This window comes from Actinoplanes sp. SE50/110 (assembly GCF_900119315.1).
In the GTDB taxonomy this organism is placed as follows: Bacteria; Actinomycetota; Actinomycetes; order Mycobacteriales; family Micromonosporaceae; genus Actinoplanes.
This window is the reverse complement of the sequence record NZ_LT827010.1, coordinates 1324252-1338506: the sequence shown is the minus strand read 5'-3', so window position 1 is coordinate 1338506 and position 14255 is coordinate 1324252. Positions and strand designations below refer to the sequence as shown.

Genomic DNA, 14255 nt, shown 5'->3' with positions numbered 1-14255 from the left:
CCTCGGACCCCTTTCCGGCCGGGCCGCCGGGCGCCACACACCGCACCGGACGCAGGGAGGCCCGGCGGGCGGCGGCGGTGCGGGAAGGTCTCAGGCGGGGACCGGCTCGCGCCTGACCCGCCGGGTGCGACGGACCTCGGTGGTCACCGGGTCGGCCGGCGGCTCCTCGCCGGGCTCCTCGGTGGGCTCGTCGGTGGGGTCGGTCAGGCCGGCCACCACTTCGAGGAAGTCCGGCTCGGTCTCGCCGGGCAGCGGCTCGGGAAGGCCTTCGCCGAAGCGGACCGGGACCTGCCCGTCGGTGACCGGGTCGGCGGGCTCGCCGCCGACCATGGTCTCGGCCTCGGTGTCCTCGACCACGGCGAGCGCGGCGAGCGCCCGGGTGCGGTAGAAGCGGGCCCGGCCGCGGGACAGGTCGAGGCCGACGGCGAGCGCTTCCAGCTCGTAGGCGACCCGCGGGTTGGACTCGTCGTCGGTCCAGTCCCGGGTGTAGATGCGGCCGTACACGATGACCGGGTCGCCGACCCGGATGGAGGCGGCCACCCCTTCGGCGAGGCGCCGCCACGCGGAGACCCGGATCCGCAGGGTGTCGCCGTCGACCCAGCGGTTGTTGTCCCGGTCGTACCGGCGGGAGGTGGCGGCGACCCGGAAGTTGGCCACGAGCTGGCCGCTGGTGTTGGTGCGGCGCCATTCGGGTGCGGTCAGCACGTTGCCGACGATGGTGGTGTAGGTGTCGTTCATCGTTGTCTCCTTGACGTCGATTGCCGCGGACGTGATGAGACTGGCGGGTGCGGCGCCTCGGCGGGGATCTGCCTGTGGACGGCGCGGGAGTGTGGACAACAGCCGGCGGCGTGGTGGATCTGATATGGCGCGCCGCGGCGTACTCATGGGTAACCTGTGGTGGTGGAGATCGACGTCCTGGGCCGGCCGTATGAGCGGCACACCATCGAGCTGGGCGCCGACGACGAGGGCCCGGTCGTGGCCACTCTCGTCCGGCGGCGCGCCGAGCAACCGACCCGCCGGGCGGTGCTGCACGTCCACGGGTTCGTGGACTACTTCTTCCAGACCCATCTGGCCGACTTCTTCGTCGAGCGCGGCTGGGATTTCTACGCCCTCGACCTGCGGAAGTACGGTCGTAGCCTGCTGCCGCACCAGACGCCGAACTTCGCGCGGAGCATGACCGACTACTTCCCGGAGCTGGACGAGGCGGTCCGGATCATCCGCGAGCAGGACGGCCACGACCAGTTGCTGGTCAGCGCTCACTCCACCGGCGGGCTGATCACCTCGTTGTGGGCGCACACGCGGCGTGGCCGGGGTCTCGTCGACGGCCTGTTCCTGAACAGCCCGTTCTTCGAGTTCAATCTGCCCTGGGTGATGCGCCGGCCGGCGTTGTCCCTGGTCGTCGCGATCTCCGGGCGCACCCCTTACCGGATTCTGCCGACCGCCGGGCTGGGCCTCTACGGACAGAGCATTCATCAGGACCATCACGGCGAATGGTCGTACGACCTGGCCTGGAAGCCGATTCTCGGTTTTCCCATCCGGTTCGGCTGGCTGGCCGCGATCCGCCGTGGCCAGCGGCGCCTGCAGGCCGGTCTCGACATCGACGTGCCGGTCCTGGTGGCCTGCTCGGACCGCACGTACCGCGGCCGCGAGTGGCACGACGACGTCCACGTGACCGACTCCGTTCTGGACGTCGACCACATCGTCCGCTTCGCGCCGGGCCTCGGCCCGCGGGTGACGATCGCCCAGTTCAACGGCGGTAAGCACGATTTGACCCTGTCCGGCAAGGAGGTCCGCGCCGAGGTCTTCACCGAGCTGGCCCGCTGGTCCGAGGCGTTCCTCGCGGCCCCGGGCACCGCGGAGGTCACGATCCCGCCGGCCCCGGAGGATCAGGGCGGCCGGGCGATCCTGCTGGAGGCCGCGGAGGCCGCCGTCGAAAAGGCCGCCGACGAGGCGGACGACAAGTCCGGCACGACCGCCTAGTATGTGCTGGCCAGCGCTCGTAGCTCAGCGGATAGAGCACCGGACTTCTAATCCGATGGTCGCAGGTTCGAATCCTGCCGGGCGCGCACAGTAAGCCCTATCAGCAAGAACGTTCATGTAAGCCTCAGCCCCACATCCGGGCGCGACCCGATCCAGCACTGGATTAGGTGATGAGGCGAGACAGTCAACGGCTATGGGACAGCTACGCCCGTACCCTCAGGGCACGTAACCGGCCCTCTCGGACTGTGGAGAGCTACCTCCTGGCTGCCACGGAGTTGGACGCGCGCCTCGGCTGCACCGTGGCGGCAGCGACCCGTGACAAGATCTACAGCTGCCTGGGGAAGCGGCTCACCGACGTCAGTGCAACCCTGAGGCCCTTCCTTCAGAACATGGTGCGGACCCACGCAACTCCAGTGGTCAAAGCGACGAACACTACGATTGCTCCCATCCGCAGCCAGGGAACCGACTCGATCCTGCGATCGATGGCAATAGACACGCTGATCCCCACAGTGATTCCCAGCATCAGGCACATGAACGCCGTGAGCGCCCTCCTGGCCGGGCTGTCAACCTCCCAGTACAGCCAGAGGCCACCGGCTGTCGCCACGAACAGCAACAGGGTGAGGACGGTCAGCGGGAACGCTAAGCGCCAACGGAGAGATAGCCTCATGACCGGTTGATGCTTCCGCCTCGGGAGTCGTCTTCTTCGATCTTCCGGATCCGGATTGCCTCAGACTCGATCGAAAGCTCTTCCTGCGCACCACACATAACGAGCGCTCCGCAGGCGCCGCCGTGCTGGCCGCACTGACGCTCGTCGAAGCTGACGACCTGGACGCTGCCGACCGGCACCTCGATGCCGGACCCGGACTGCTGGGTCCGACGAGCCGACGCGGTGCCGATCGCGACCATCGGGGCCCGGCTTTCGGTGTGGAAATCTGCCGATGTGCTGCTCGTCGTGGAGGTCTCCGACGAAACCGTCCTGCAGGACCTCAACGTCAAGACCAGGTTGTACGGTGCGGCCGGCTACCCGGTCTACTGGGTGGTGACCCAGGAGCGGATCTTCGAGCACACCGGACCCACCGCGTCGGGTTATCGGACCCGGATCGAGTATCGGCCCGGGGACCGGATTCCGGTCGGCTACGCGAGCCTCGACCTTCCGGTCAGCTCGCTGCTCAGCGACGACTGAGGCGAGCCGGCCGGGAGGCCGCCAGCCGGCCGGCTGGCGGCCCGGGTGGTCAGCGGACCTGGATCCGGACCGTGTCGAAGGCGGGGGTCTGGTTGGCCCGCTCCATCATCGGGATGCGGTGCGAGCCGTCACCGGCCCACGAGGCGCACTGCGCGGTGCCGGCCGTCGGCAGGCCCGGGACCTGGATGGTCACCGTGTCCGGGGTGCGGCCGCCCTTGCTGTCCTCGGTGGCGACGAAGAACGCCGGCACCGGGTCGGGGGCCGGGGCGACGTTGGTGCCGGCGAGCATCCGGCAGGCGGTGTGGAAGTGGCCGCGGACGATGCCGTTCTGCAGCACGCTGGACTCGACGTAGTAACCGCCCTGGCCGGCCGCGAGGAAGCGGTCGCGGATCAGGTTGCGGGTGCTGACCTTGAGGGTGAAGGCGGTGTTCCGGTTGACCACGCGGGGCGCCTGGGTGATCAGCAGCGACGGGTTGTTGGCCGCCGAGCCGACCTCACCGAACTCGGTGGTGACGCAGCGGTCGCCCTTCTGGAAACCGTCGTGCCGGGCCAGCCTGCTCTTGTCGCAGTTGTTGGCGAGGATGCCCAGGTTGCTGCCGGGGGCCTGGTTGGCCGCGGCGGTGGTGGCGGCCGGGGCCGCGGCGCCGTTGAGGGTGCAGGCGGACAGGCCGGCCGCGTTCAGGTTGGGTTTCGGCGCGTTGCGGCCGATGGCCGTCTCGATCCGGCTGATGGTGGCGAAACGCTTGTCCTTCAGCGGGCCGAGGATGGCGTTCTGGATGAAGTTCGGGCCGCCCTGGCCCTTGGTGTCGACGATCCGTTTGTTGGCCTCGTCGATCTGTGTCTGCAGCAGGGCCAGGTTGCTCTTCACCTCGTTCTGGGCTTGCGCCGGGATGGCGACGTTGACCTTGACCTGGGGGCAGTTGACGGTGGGCGTGGACTCCGCGGCGGACGCGACCCCGAGGCCGATGCCGGCGAGGACCACCGCTACTCCCGTGACCGCGACGATCTGCCAGCGCCGCGACTTGCCGATTTCCGACGACCGATACATTGGCCTGCGCCTTCCCCGAGCAAAGAGGTACTTCGGCCTTCGATACGGGATCGCTCCCACAACGGATCAAAAGTTGGGAAGAGAAATGCTCGCCGCTCTGCTGTTCGCCGTCGCCGCGGTCGCCTTGGCGGCCGGTGTGCTGCTCGGATATCGACTCGGACGGGCCCAGTGCCGGGCTGCCGGACACCGGCATTCCGGCACCGGAACTCAGTAGCTGAGCGTCTCGGTCAGGGGCGGCCGGGCCGGCGGGGTCGCCGGCGACGGCGCCGGCCACCGCGACGCGCTGTCGCTCTCCTCCGGAGAGCTGATGGGGGCGACGCCCGAACCGGTCACCGAGAACGCGCCGTAGCGCCGGGCGGTACGCCCGGGCGGGGCCGGACCGCCCGGGCCGGCGTCTCAGGGACCCTCCGGTGGCCGGGCACGCGCCCGGGCCAGCCGGATCGCATGCCGCTCGACGAGCCCATGGGCGCGGCGCTGCGCCGTCGCCTGCCGGCGGGCGGCCCGCTCGGCCAGCTCGGCCCGCCGTCGCGCGGCGCGTTCCAGCATCTCGGGCATCCAGTCGGGCGCCGGGGACTCGGTCGTTGCGCGGTGTGCGGTGGTCATGGGGGGATCCTCCCGGCGGGGTACGACAGTTTCCGGTGCGGTGGCCCGGGCGGGCCGAGGGTGGCACACCAACCGGCGAAAGCCCCGCCACCCGGCGGGAAAATCCGTTTCGGTGCCGGCCGAAGCGCTGCCAGGATCCGCATCGCGCGTTGCACAAGCACGGGGACCGGCGAGCGACGAGTCAGCGCCGGCCCGGGACGAGGGAGGACTGCGAGGACCCCGGAGCGGCACCCCGCAAACCCCTGACCACCCGACCGGCTGTTGGGACCTGACCCACACCGCCCCGGCGCACCCCACCGGGGGGACTACGCTTAACGCCCTGTGAACTGGGCTTCGGCGTGGCGGCCCGGACGGTCGGTGAAATGACCGAAACCCAGGCCGACAAGGCCGAAACACGGAACGGAAGATGATGATCGACCAGGCCAAGGTTCGAGTCCTGCTGTTGGAAAGCATCCACCCCGATGCGGTGTCCCGGCTCGAGGCGGACGGCTTCGCCGTCGAGTCCGTGCCGAACGCGCTGGACGAGGCCGAGCTGGTCGAGCGCATCTCCGGGGTGCACCTGCTGGGCATCCGTTCGAAGACCAAGGTCACCGCGAAGGTGCTGGAGGCCGCCGACAAGCTGGTCGCGATCGGCGCGTTCTGCATCGGTACCGACCAGATCGACCTGACCACCGCCTCGTCGACCGGTGTCGCGGTGTTCAACGCCCCGTTCTCCAACACCCGCTCGGTGGTGGAGCTGGCGATCGCCGAGATCATCTCGCTGACCCGCCGGCTCACCGAGAAGAACTCGCTGATGCACGCCGGCATCTGGGACAAGTCGGCGGACGGCGCGCACGAGATCCGCGGCCGCCGGCTCGGCATCGTGGGGTACGGCAACATCGGCACCCAGCTGTCCGTGCTCGCGGAGAACCTGGGCATGTCGGTCTCGTTCTACGACACCGCCGACAAGCTGGCGCTGAGCAACGCGCACCGCTGCGCCAGTCTGGACGAGCTGCTGGAGTCCAGCGACGTGGTCACCCTGCACGTCGACGGCCGCCCGGGCAACGCCGGTTTCTTCGGCGCCGAGCAGTTCGCCAAGATGCGCCCGGGCAGCCTGTTCCTGAACCTGTCCCGCGGCATCGTGGTCGACCACCTGGCCCTGCGGGACGCGCTGCGCAGCGGGCACCTGGGCGGCGCCGCGGTCGACGTCTTCCCGAAGGAGCCGAAGGGCCGGGGTGACGAGTTCCTCTCCGAGCTGCGCGGCCTGCCGAACGTGATCCTCACCCCGCACATCGGCGGTTCGACCGAGGAGGCGCAGTCGGACATCGGCGGCTTCGTGGCGAACAAGTTGGCCAAGTTCCTCAGCGAGGGCAACACCACGCTGAGTGTGAACCTGCCCGGCGTGGTCCTGCCCGAGCAGCCCGGCCTGCACCGGATCGTGCACGTGCACGTCAACACCCCGGGCGTGCTGGCCCAAGTCAACCGGATCCTCGCGGAGCACAACGTGAACGTCGAGGGCCAGCTGCTGAGCACCCGCGGGGAGTACGGCTACCTGATCACCGACATCGGCAAGGGCTACAGCGAAGAGGTGCTGGAGCAGCTGCGCGGCATGGAGCAGACGGTCCGCCTGCGCGTGCTGTCCTGATACCGCTCCGACCGGGCCCTGCCGCGTGCGGGGCCCGGCCGGTCAGCCCGCCTCGACGCTGAGCAGCGTGACCGGGGCGACCGCGTTCACGTCATACCGTCCCACGGCGTTCCAGTCCTTCGGGGTCAGCGTGGACCCGGGCGCGACGTTGCGCAGGGTCCGCGTGCCCGCGGTGACGGTCGCCGCGCCGCCGCCCACCTTGACCCGGATCGGGGTGCCGGCCGGGGAGCGCAGGGTGAGTTCCTCGACCCCGCCGGTGATCTTCACGGGTACCGTCCCGGAGACCGCGGACAGGTCGAGCACGGCTCGCCGGGTGCCGCCGACCACCTCGATCCCGGTCACCTGACCCTGCCCGAGGTCCACGTCGCGTTCGGCGGCGTACCCGGAGAAGCGCAGTGACCAGCGGACCCGGGCGCTCAGCACGACATCCACTTCGCCGTCCGCGCCGGCGCCGGAGCGGGTCACCTGCAGGCGTACCGCGTCGCCGTCGACCTGCGGGCTGGGCAGCAGGGGCGAGTCGTCCGGGGTGCTGATCCGGAAGAGGTCGTCGCCGATGTCGGCGACGCTGAGCCGGGTCCGGTCGCTGGCCGCGAGCATCTCGAAGGACGCCGTGGACCGTCCGCCGAGCGGCGCGGTCACCATCCGGGACCCGCCGGGGCTGGTGGTGGCCGCGCTCAGGTGCAGGATCCGGGTGATCCGGGAATCCGGACCGGAGTAGAAGACCACCCCGGTCAGCGCGATGATCAGCACCGCGACGATACCGAGCACGGTCATCCCGGCGGTCACCACGGGGGAACGCCGGCGCGGGGGCCGCAGCGCGGCGGCCGCCGCCGCGGAGCGCGACGGGGTCCGCGGCACGCCCGGATTGTCCGACCGGACCATGCTCTCCCACGACCCGAAGTTGCTGTCCGGAATGGAGGGACGCGTCGCGGCCGCCTCCGGCGCCGCCCATCCCGCTGCCGCCGGCGAGGTCGGATCCGTCTCGGCGGCATTGCGGCGTACGATCGGCAGCCCGCCCGGGTCCACCGGACCCCCCGACCGGCCGCCGGCGTCGACCGCCGCGGGCCAGGAGCTCTGCTCCGCCGCGGGCCAGGAGCTCTGCTCCGCCGCGGGCCAGGAGCTCTGCTCCGCCGCGGGCCAGGAGCTCTGCTCCGCCGCGGGCCAGGAGCTCTGCTCCGCCGCGGGCCAGGACGCCGTCGAGGAGGAGGACGGGGAGGAGGCCCACGCGCCCTGAACCGGCGCGGCCGTCGTCCCGTCCGAGTCGGCCGTGTCACCGGACCCGCCCAGCGGCCGGTTCCCACTGATCGGCCCGGCGCTGAATCCGAACGAGGCCCGCCCCGGCCCGGCCGGCGAAGCCGGCCCGTATTCCGGTGCCGCGGGCGTCTCGCGCACCCGGTTCGTCGCCGCCGACGAGGACGAAGCCGCCGCCGACGAGGAAGAAGCCGCCACCGAGGACGAAGGCGCCACCGACGAGGAAGAAGAAGAAGAAGCCGCCACCGAGGACGAAGGCGCCGCCGACGAGGACGACGGCGGAACCGGGGCAGACGAAGCGGACGAGTCCGTGGAGAACGGCGAGCCGGACCCGGACGGGTCGGCGAAACCGGACGAGGACGACGGGTCGACCCACGCCGGCGACGGCCCCAAGTCCAACGAGGACCCGGTTCCCGCCGATGACCGGCCGGACGACGGCGCCGAGCTGGAGAAGGAGGGCGGCAGCGACGGCTCCGAAGGCGACGCCGCGTCGTCGGCCGCCGAGGTGCCGGGCGTGGCCGAGGACGAGGTCGCGAAGCCCGGGAACGTCTCGAACGGGGAGGGCGCCGCCCCCCGCCGATAGAGCCGATCCGGGTCCTTGGACCGCCGCCGCGGCAACTCCCCTGCTGACGGCGACGACTCGGGTGTTGACCCGTCGCTGGCGGTACGGTCCACGGCCGCTGTCCTTTCCCCTGCGGCGCCGTTACCGCGACGCCCGTGGGCGCCGTCACTCGGCGCCCGCAAAGGAATACGGAAAGCAGGCGTCCGCGGATGAGCCCGTTCGGTTATTTCACCGATGGTCCGGACGGACGAGACCGCGCCGGGTGGCGATCGCCACCGCTTCCAGCTGGGAGTGCGCGCCGAGCTTGGCCAGCACCGACTTCTGGTAGCCGCGGCAGGTGTGCACGCTGATGCCGAGCCGCCGGGCCACCGCCCGGGCGTCGAGCCCGGTGGCCATCAGCTGCAGCACCTCGTCCTCACGCGCGGTCAGCCCGCCCTCGCGGGTCACCGACACCGGCGGGGTGCTGCGCAGCAGCCGGGCCATGATGTCGGTGGAGACGGTCATCCCGCCGCCGTGCGCGGTCCGCAGCGCGTTGAGCACCTCGGCGAGCGCGCCGTTCTTGGAGATGTAGCCGGCCGCGCCGAAGGTGGTGGCCCGGCTGATCAGCCCCTGGTCCTCACGGGCCGTGAGGATCACCACACGCACGTCGGGTTGGCGGACCCGGATCAGCTGCGCGATGGCGATGCCGTCCGCATCGGACAGTTCCGGGTCGAGCAGGATGACGTCGGGTGACAGCTCGGACGCGAGGTGCAACGCCTCCTGGCCGGTCCGCGCGTGCCCCACCCACTGCAGGTCGGGCTGCCCGGCCAGGGCGTGTCCGAGCAGCTCGGCAAAGGTCTGGTGACCGTCGACGACGAGCACCCGGATCGCCTCGTCGTTCCCCATGTGCACCATCCTCCGTCAGCGGTCCGGCCCGGCGGGCCCCGCGCAGTCTAAGGACTACCCGCCATGTCGCCCGCCCTACCAACAGACGGCCGTTGTGCCACGGCGACGTCAGGTTGCCACCCGAGCGGTCGGGATGACCAGTCTTTCGGCCGAGGCGACCCCCCGCATTGGGGCTTGCCGACCGGCGGCGGGGGTCGCCACGATTCTGCATCATGTACGACATCCAGCTCTTCGGCCGCATCGAAGTTCGCACCCGGGGCATCCGCCTGGCGGGCGACGACTTCGGCGGTGACCGCCCGCGCCAGTTGCTCGCGCTGCTGGCGCTGCACGGCGAGCAGTCCCTTGTGGAGCTGTCCGACCTGCTCGGCGCACCGCCCGCCACGGTGAAGGCGGATCTCCGCGTGCTGCGGGACCGGCTGGAGCCGGGCGCCAGCGGCCGTGACTCGGTGGTCGTCGGCCGGCACGGGAGCTACCACCTGGACACCGAGCGCGTCCGGGTCGATGTCGCCACCTTCGAGAAGCTGCTGGCCGCCGCCGAGGGCCGCACCCCGGAGCGGGCCGCCCGCCCGCTGACCGCCGCGTCGTACGTGGCCGCCCGCCCGCTGCTGGAGGACGAGGACGCCGCCTGGGCCGCCGAGCTGCGGGCGAAGTACGACGCCAAGCGGCGACTCACCGCCACCGCCGCCTGATCGGGTAATTCCCGCGCACCGGGCGGCGGACGGGCGCACAATCGCCGGGTGCTCGACGCTCCGACCGCTCTGCTCCCGGTCCCGCTCGCCCCGGAGATCTCGCTCCACCTGGTCGACGCTCCGCTCGGCCTGTTCGATCTGACCGGCGGCGAGTTCCACAGCGACACCCCGCCGCCGTTCTGGGCGTTCGTCTGGGCCGGCGGCCAGGCCCTGGCCCGCTACCTGCTGGATCATCCCGCCGAGGCGGCCGGCCGCCGGGTGCTCGATCTGGCCACCGGCTCCGGGGTGGCGGCGATCGCCGCGGCCCGCTGCGGCGCCGCCGAGGTGGCCGCCTCCGACATCGATCCCGCCGCGGTCGCCGCCGCACACCGCAACGCCGCGGCCAACGCGCTCACCCTGGCTTCCGCGGTGTCCTCGCCCGATCTGGTGCTGGCCGGTGACGTCTATTACAGCCCGACGGTCGCCCCGCTGATCACCGCACAGTTGCGCGCCTTCCGCCGGGAAGGCGCCACGGTGCTGGTTGGGGACCCCGGGCGTGGGTATTTCCCGGAGAGACTCTTCACGCTCGTCACCGACTATGTGGTGCCGGTCCCGGAGAGCCTGGAGGAGACCGGTGAACTCCGCACCGGGGTGTGGCGGATGCGCTGAACCCCGCACGAAACCCGGATGCCTGATCCACGCAACAACTTGTACGCTACACGTATTGTCCCCGGCGCCCATGAGGACGGCAATCACGTGCAAGAACAGCAGAGCATCTCGAGCACCGCACGACTGTCCGACGAAATCATCCGGTTCATCCGGATGGGACAGCGTTTCCGAGGCATGCTCAAAACGGAGGATCTCGGCGCCGAGTTCTCCGCGTTGATGCTGCTGCTGCCCTTGCGGGCGATGGGCCCGATGCGGGTCACCGATCTGGCCGAGCTCAAACAGGCCGACCCGTCGACGATCAGCCGTCAGGTCGCCCAGCTGGTCAAGGCCGGCCTGGCCCGGCGGGAGGCCGATCCGGCGGACGGCCGGGCCTCCCGGCTGGCGGTCACCGAGACCGGCCAGGACGCCTGTGCGCGCCTGGGCGCCGCTCGCACCGCCCTGCTCGAACGCGCGCTGAACGACTGGCCGGCCGACCGGGTCGACACTTTCGTCCAGCTCTTCGAAGAATTCAACACGTCCGTCGAGGCGCTGCTGCGCACCGACCTCGGCGCACCACCACGGGAGAACGCGTGAGCCACCCCACCCCGACGGCCGCGAGACCGGCCGCGGAATTCACCCACCGGCAGATCCTCACGATCCTCGCCGGCCTGATGATGGGCATGTTCCTCGCCGCCCTGGATCAGACCATCATGGCCACGGCGACCCGGACCATCGCCGACGACCTCAACGGCTTCGACCTGCAGGCCTGGGCCACCACGGCCTTCCTGATCACCTCGACGATCTCCACCCCGCTGTACGGCAAGTTGTCCGACATCTACGGCCGTCGGCCGTTCTTCCTGTTCGCCATCGGCATCTTCATCGTCGGCTCGATGCTCTGCGGCCTCTCCCAGAACATGTACGAGCTGGCCGCCTTCCGGGCGATCCAGGGCATCGGCGCCGGCGGCCTGATGTCGCTGGCCCTGGCCATCATCGGTGACATCGTGCCGCCCCGTGAGCGCGCCAAATACCAGGGCTTCTTCCTGGCCGTCTTCGGCACCGCGAGCGTCCTCGGCCCGATCCTCGGCGGGTTCTTCGCCGGCGCCGACCAGCTGCTCTGGGTGGACGGCTGGCGCTGGGTGTTCTACCTGAACGTGCCGATCGGCATCGCCGCGATGGCGGTGGTCGCCAAGGTGCTGCACCTGCCGCACACCCGGGTCAACCACCGGATCGACTGGCCGGGCGCGGTCGCGCTGATCGTCGGTCTGGTGCCGCTGCTGACCGTGGCCGAGCAGGGGCGCACCTGGGGCTGGGACTCCGGCCGCTCGATCCTCTGCTACGTGATCGGCGTGGTCGGCCTGATCTCCTTCGTGATCGCCGAGCGGGCCTACAAGGACGAGGCGCTGCTGCCGTTGCGACTGTTCGGCAACCGCACGATCGCGGTCGGCACCGGGGCCAGTACGATCCTGGGCATCGCGATGTTCGGCGGTCTGATGACCGTCCCGCTGTACCTGCAGATCGTCAAGGGGTCCTCGGCCACCATGGCCGGCCTGCAGATGATCCCGTTCGTGTTCGGCATCATGTCCGGCTCGATCATCGCCGGTCAGCTGATCGCCCGGACCGGCCGCTACCGGATCTTCCCGATCCTCGGCAGCACCTTCATGGTCATCGCGCTGTTCCTGTTCTCCCTGGTCGGCGCGGACACGCCGCTGTGGCGCACCATGCTGATCATGGTGCTGATGGGCCTCGGCCTGGGCGGCAACATGCAGCCGATGATCACCGCGGTGCAGAACGCGGTCTCCCCGCGGGAGATCGGCGTCGCCACCGGCGCGGTCACCTTCTTCCGCTCGATGGGCGGCACGATGGGCACCGCGGTGTTCCTGTCGGTGCTGTTCAACGTGCTCCCGGGCAACATCAGGGACGCGTACGCGGACGCCGCGAAGAATCCGGAGTTCCTCAAGGCCGCGGCCGACCCGACCCAGCAGCAGCTGCTCAAGCAGGCGCAGGGCGGTGGCGGGCTGAGCGACACGTCGTTCATCAACAAGCTGACCGACGTGGTCGCGCACCCGTTCAAGGTGGGCTTCTCGGACAGCGTCCACGTGGTCTATCTGCTCGCCTTCGCAATCATGCTGGTCGGCCTGGTGATCGTCTTCTTCCTGCCGGAGATTCCGCTCGCCATGCGCTCCGCCCAGCAGCAGCGGGCCGATGACGCGGCGGCCCAGGGCGACGCCTCCGGCGCCGATCAGGGCACCGCGGGGGTCAAGGCCGGCACCGAAGGTTTCGCTCACTGACCCGACAGGTCACCGATTCGGGGGTACGCACGGCGCGCGCCGTTCGTACCCCCAATCGGTTTTGCCGTGGGGACGCTTAGGAACCACCGGTAGCGTGACCGCATGGCTGTTGTGAAGATCAACGCGATTGAGGTCCCCGAGGGCGCCGGCCCCGAGCTGGAGAAGCGGTTCGCCGCCCGGCACGGGGCGGTCGAGAACGAGCCCGGCTTCCTCGCCTTCGAACTGCTGCGCCCGGTCGCCGGCGACAACCGGTACTTCGTCTACACGAAGTGGGAGTCCGAGGAGGCCTTCCAGAACTGGTCGCAGGGCAGCGCCAAGGCTGCCCACGCCGGCGAGCGCGCCAAGCCGGTGGCCTCCGGCGCCTCCCTCCTCGAATTCGAGGTCATCCAGCACGTCACCAAGCAGGACTGAGGCGAGAAGTCAGGAGCGGTCGCGGGCAGCGGCAGCGGGCGGCTGACAGGTCAGCGCCGGTCGCGGGCAACAGCGGCGGGCGGATGACGGGTCAGGACTGGTAGCGGTCGCGGTCGCGGCAGCGGACGGGTGACGGGTGACGGGTCAGGACTGGTCGCGGTCGCGGGCAGCGGCGGCGACCAGCCGCTCGGCGACCGTGACCCGGTCCAGGCCGAGCCGCTGCGCGCTGTCGTGCAGGATCCGGTACGCCTCCTGCACGCCGCAGCCGCGCTGGGCAATGATCACGCCGACCGCCCGGTCGACCGCGGCGCCCTCGGTCAGTGCCTCCCGCCGGTGCAGCTCGCCGATCAGCACCTCGGCCTGGCCGGCCACCGCCATCACGGTGAGCAGCACCTCCGGCGCGACCGGACCGGGCGCGCCGAGCCCGACGGTGAGCGCGCCGACCGCGTGCCGGCGGACGTCGAGGGGAACCGACGCGACCGCCACGATGCCGTCCGCGCGGGCCGGGCCGGACAGCTCCGGCCAACGGTCGTCGGCCCCCAGATCCTCGCTGGTGACCAGGGTCCGGGTGCGGGCCGCCTCCAGCCCGGGACCGCTGCCGTCGGCGTACTGCCGCGCGTCGGACGTCTCGCCGGCGGACCCGGCGGCGGCGACGGTGATCGGTCCGCCCTCGCTGATCAGCGCGACCGAGCAGCGGACCGCACCGGGCAGTGCGGCGACGGTGAGCCCGGCCAGCCGGTCGAGTGCGGAGCGGACCGTGTCGGCGGTCAGCAGCCGGACGCTGACCTCGTGTAGCAGCCCGGCCAGCTCGACCGGGTGCGGCGCGGCGGCCGCCGCCGTGGAGGTGTGCCGGGGCCGCCGGCCGGCGACGAGCCTGCGGGCCTGGCCGGGCGGGGTGCCGCCACCCAGGGTGGCGCGCCGGCGGTTCCGGATGCCGCGCTGGGCGGCCGGTACGCGACGTTGCGGTACTGACACTCGACGGATACTGCCATGTCGATCCGCGTTCGGCTCGTTACGGTGCCCCGATCGGGGGGTCTTGCCCGTTTAAACCCACTCGGCCCCGAACGTGGAAAAAGACGCGTCCCCGGGGGGCTCCCCGGGGAC

General features: G+C 71.1%; 19 protein-coding genes and 1 tRNA gene. 12 read left to right on the top strand and 8 right to left on the bottom strand.

What is annotated here, in order from left to right; genetic code table 11:
- Positions 1–90: 90 nt before the first annotated feature.
- The gene (locus tag ACSP50_RS05990) at positions 91–738 is read right to left on the bottom strand and encodes a single-stranded DNA-binding protein (protein WP_014688260.1); all 648 of its coding nucleotides are present in this window, start codon (positions 736–738) and stop codon (positions 91–93) included.
- Positions 739–900: 162 nt separating this feature from the next.
- On the opposite strand from ACSP50_RS05990, the gene ACSP50_RS05985 reads away from it, so the two are divergent.
- Both ACSP50_RS05985 and ACSP50_RS05980 read left to right on the top strand, forming a co-directional pair.
- Positions 901–1980: an alpha/beta hydrolase gene (locus ACSP50_RS05985; RefSeq protein ID WP_080128194.1), complete on the top strand. Its 1080-nt coding sequence runs from the start codon at positions 901–903 to the stop codon at positions 1978–1980.
- Between the two features lie 13 nt (positions 1981–1993).
- Positions 1994–2066: transfer RNA gene (locus ACSP50_RS05980), tRNA-Arg, on the top strand.
- A gap of 296 nt (positions 2067–2362) precedes the next feature.
- Here ACSP50_RS05980 and ACSP50_RS05975 read toward each other — a convergent pair.
- Together ACSP50_RS05975 and ACSP50_RS42920 are read right to left on the bottom strand one after the other, a co-directional pair.
- A complete protein-coding gene (locus tag ACSP50_RS05975) occupies positions 2363–2647 on the bottom strand; it encodes a hypothetical protein (RefSeq protein WP_014688258.1) in 285 nt (94 codons plus the stop codon).
- On the bottom strand, positions 2644–2886 hold the full coding sequence (locus ACSP50_RS42920; RefSeq protein ID WP_052311512.1) for a hypothetical protein: 243 nt from the start codon (positions 2884–2886) through the stop codon (positions 2644–2646). The genes ACSP50_RS05975 and ACSP50_RS42920 overlap by 4 nt, the downstream gene beginning before the upstream one ends.
- On the opposite strand from ACSP50_RS42920, the gene ACSP50_RS05965 reads away from it, so the two are divergent.
- The gene (locus tag ACSP50_RS05965) at positions 2831–3163 is read left to right on the top strand and encodes a Uma2 family endonuclease (protein WP_014688257.1); all 333 of its coding nucleotides are present in this window, start codon (positions 2831–2833) and stop codon (positions 3161–3163) included. The genes ACSP50_RS42920 and ACSP50_RS05965 overlap by 56 nt on opposite strands.
- Positions 3164–3212: 49 nt before the next feature.
- On the opposite strand, the gene ACSP50_RS05960 is transcribed toward ACSP50_RS05965, so the two are convergent.
- Positions 3213–4211, bottom strand: a complete 999-nt coding sequence (locus tag ACSP50_RS05960; protein ID WP_014688256.1) for a hypothetical protein — start codon at positions 4209–4211, stop codon at positions 3213–3215.
- Positions 4212–4296: 85 nt separating this feature from the next.
- On the opposite strand from ACSP50_RS05960, the gene ACSP50_RS44555 reads away from it, so the two are divergent.
- The gene (locus tag ACSP50_RS44555) at positions 4297–4425 is read left to right on the top strand and encodes a hypothetical protein (RefSeq protein ID WP_255344722.1); all 129 of its coding nucleotides are present in this window, start codon (positions 4297–4299) and stop codon (positions 4423–4425) included.
- A gap of 182 nt (positions 4426–4607) precedes the next feature.
- Here the strand turns inward: ACSP50_RS44555 and ACSP50_RS05955 are convergent, their stop codons facing one another.
- Positions 4608–4814 (bottom strand): hypothetical protein, encoded by a 207-nt coding sequence (locus tag ACSP50_RS05955; RefSeq protein ID WP_014688255.1) that lies wholly within the window; start codon positions 4812–4814, stop codon positions 4608–4610.
- 406 nt (positions 4815–5220) lie between these two features.
- Between ACSP50_RS05955 and serA the strand changes: the two genes are divergently transcribed.
- A complete protein-coding gene (serA, locus tag ACSP50_RS05950; RefSeq protein WP_014688254.1) occupies positions 5221–6438 on the top strand; it encodes a phosphoglycerate dehydrogenase in 1218 nt (405 codons plus the stop codon).
- A gap of 42 nt (positions 6439–6480) precedes the next feature.
- Here serA and ACSP50_RS05945 read toward each other — a convergent pair whose 3' ends face one another.
- The gene (locus tag ACSP50_RS05945) at positions 6481–7212 is read right to left on the bottom strand and encodes a hypothetical protein (protein WP_155123445.1); all 732 of its coding nucleotides are present in this window, start codon (positions 7210–7212) and stop codon (positions 6481–6483) included.
- Between ACSP50_RS05945 and ACSP50_RS05940 the strand changes: the two genes are divergently transcribed.
- Together ACSP50_RS05940 and ACSP50_RS05935 are read left to right on the top strand one after the other, a co-directional pair.
- Positions 7178–7672, top strand: coding sequence for a hypothetical protein (locus tag ACSP50_RS05940; protein ID WP_155123444.1), 495 nt, complete (start codon positions 7178–7180; stop codon positions 7670–7672). The two genes, ACSP50_RS05945 and ACSP50_RS05940, sit on opposite strands and share 35 nt — an antisense overlap.
- Before the next feature lie 33 nt (positions 7673–7705).
- The gene (locus ACSP50_RS05935) at positions 7706–8272 is read left to right on the top strand and encodes a hypothetical protein (RefSeq protein WP_014688252.1); all 567 of its coding nucleotides are present in this window, start codon (positions 7706–7708) and stop codon (positions 8270–8272) included.
- 207 nt (positions 8273–8479) lie between these two features.
- Here ACSP50_RS05935 and ACSP50_RS05930 read toward each other — a convergent pair whose 3' ends face one another.
- Positions 8480–9136, bottom strand: coding sequence for a response regulator transcription factor (locus ACSP50_RS05930; RefSeq protein ID WP_014688251.1), 657 nt, complete (start codon positions 9134–9136; stop codon positions 8480–8482).
- Between the two features lie 212 nt (positions 9137–9348).
- Between ACSP50_RS05930 and ACSP50_RS05925 the strand changes: the two genes are divergently transcribed.
- The 5 genes from ACSP50_RS05925 (at position 9349) to ACSP50_RS05905 (ending at position 13151) form a co-directional block, all read left to right on the top strand.
- Positions 9349–9825 (top strand): hypothetical protein, encoded by a 477-nt coding sequence (locus ACSP50_RS05925; protein ID WP_014688250.1) that lies wholly within the window; start codon positions 9349–9351, stop codon positions 9823–9825.
- A 48-nt stretch (positions 9826–9873) separates the two neighbouring features.
- On the top strand, positions 9874–10473 hold the full coding sequence (locus tag ACSP50_RS05920; RefSeq protein WP_014688249.1) for a methyltransferase: 600 nt from the start codon (positions 9874–9876) through the stop codon (positions 10471–10473).
- Positions 10474–10647: 174 nt separating this feature from the next.
- On the top strand, positions 10648–11046 hold the full coding sequence (locus tag ACSP50_RS05915; protein ID WP_231956874.1) for a MarR family winged helix-turn-helix transcriptional regulator: 399 nt from the start codon (positions 10648–10650) through the stop codon (positions 11044–11046).
- Positions 11043–12740 carry an MDR family MFS transporter gene (locus tag ACSP50_RS05910; RefSeq protein WP_014688247.1) on the top strand — a complete coding sequence of 566 codons (1698 nt, stop codon included), beginning with the start codon at positions 11043–11045 and terminating at the stop codon, positions 12738–12740. Before ACSP50_RS05915 ends, ACSP50_RS05910 begins: the two co-directional genes overlap by 4 nt.
- Before the next feature lie 102 nt (positions 12741–12842).
- The gene (locus ACSP50_RS05905) at positions 12843–13151 is read left to right on the top strand and encodes an antibiotic biosynthesis monooxygenase (protein ID WP_014688246.1); all 309 of its coding nucleotides are present in this window, start codon (positions 12843–12845) and stop codon (positions 13149–13151) included.
- 144 nt (positions 13152–13295) lie between these two features.
- Here the strand turns inward: ACSP50_RS05905 and ACSP50_RS05900 are convergent, their stop codons facing one another.
- Positions 13296–14126 carry a GAF and ANTAR domain-containing protein gene (locus ACSP50_RS05900; protein WP_014688245.1) on the bottom strand — a complete coding sequence of 277 codons (831 nt, stop codon included), beginning with the start codon at positions 14124–14126 and terminating at the stop codon, positions 13296–13298.
- Positions 14127–14255 lie beyond the last annotated feature (129 nt).

Excerpts from the sequence above, each read along its gene's own strand:
- ACSP50_RS05990 (WP_014688260.1), bottom strand. The coding sequence starts at position 738 with ATGAACGACACCTACACCACCATCGTCGGCAACGTGCTGACCGCACCC.
- ACSP50_RS05975 (WP_014688258.1), bottom strand. The coding sequence starts at position 2,647 with ATGAGGCTATCTCTCCGTTGGCGCTTAGCGTTCCCGCTGACCGTCCTC.
- ACSP50_RS05965 (WP_014688257.1), top strand. The coding sequence starts at position 2,831 with ATGCCGGACCCGGACTGCTGGGTCCGACGAGCCGACGCGGTGCCGATC.
- ACSP50_RS42920 (WP_052311512.1), bottom strand. The coding sequence starts at position 2,886 with ATGGTCGCGATCGGCACCGCGTCGGCTCGTCGGACCCAGCAGTCCGGG.
- ACSP50_RS05960 (WP_014688256.1), bottom strand. The coding sequence starts at position 4,211 with ATGTATCGGTCGTCGGAAATCGGCAAGTCGCGGCGCTGGCAGATCGTC.
- ACSP50_RS44555 (WP_255344722.1), top strand. The coding sequence starts at position 4,297 with ATGCTCGCCGCTCTGCTGTTCGCCGTCGCCGCGGTCGCCTTGGCGGCC.
- ACSP50_RS05955 (WP_014688255.1), bottom strand. The coding sequence starts at position 4,814 with ATGACCACCGCACACCGCGCAACGACCGAGTCCCCGGCGCCCGACTGG.
- serA (WP_014688254.1), top strand. The coding sequence starts at position 5,221 with ATGATGATCGACCAGGCCAAGGTTCGAGTCCTGCTGTTGGAAAGCATC.
- ACSP50_RS05940 (WP_155123444.1), top strand. The coding sequence starts at position 7,178 with ATGATCAGCACCGCGACGATACCGAGCACGGTCATCCCGGCGGTCACC.
- ACSP50_RS05945 (WP_155123445.1), bottom strand. The coding sequence starts at position 7,212 with ATGACCGTGCTCGGTATCGTCGCGGTGCTGATCATCGCGCTGACCGGG.
- ACSP50_RS05930 (WP_014688251.1), bottom strand. The coding sequence starts at position 9,136 with ATGGGGAACGACGAGGCGATCCGGGTGCTCGTCGTCGACGGTCACCAG.
- ACSP50_RS05925 (WP_014688250.1), top strand. The coding sequence starts at position 9,349 with ATGTACGACATCCAGCTCTTCGGCCGCATCGAAGTTCGCACCCGGGGC.
- ACSP50_RS05915 (WP_231956874.1), top strand. The coding sequence starts at position 10,648 with ATGCTCAAAACGGAGGATCTCGGCGCCGAGTTCTCCGCGTTGATGCTG.
- ACSP50_RS05905 (WP_014688246.1), top strand. The coding sequence starts at position 12,843 with ATGGCTGTTGTGAAGATCAACGCGATTGAGGTCCCCGAGGGCGCCGGC.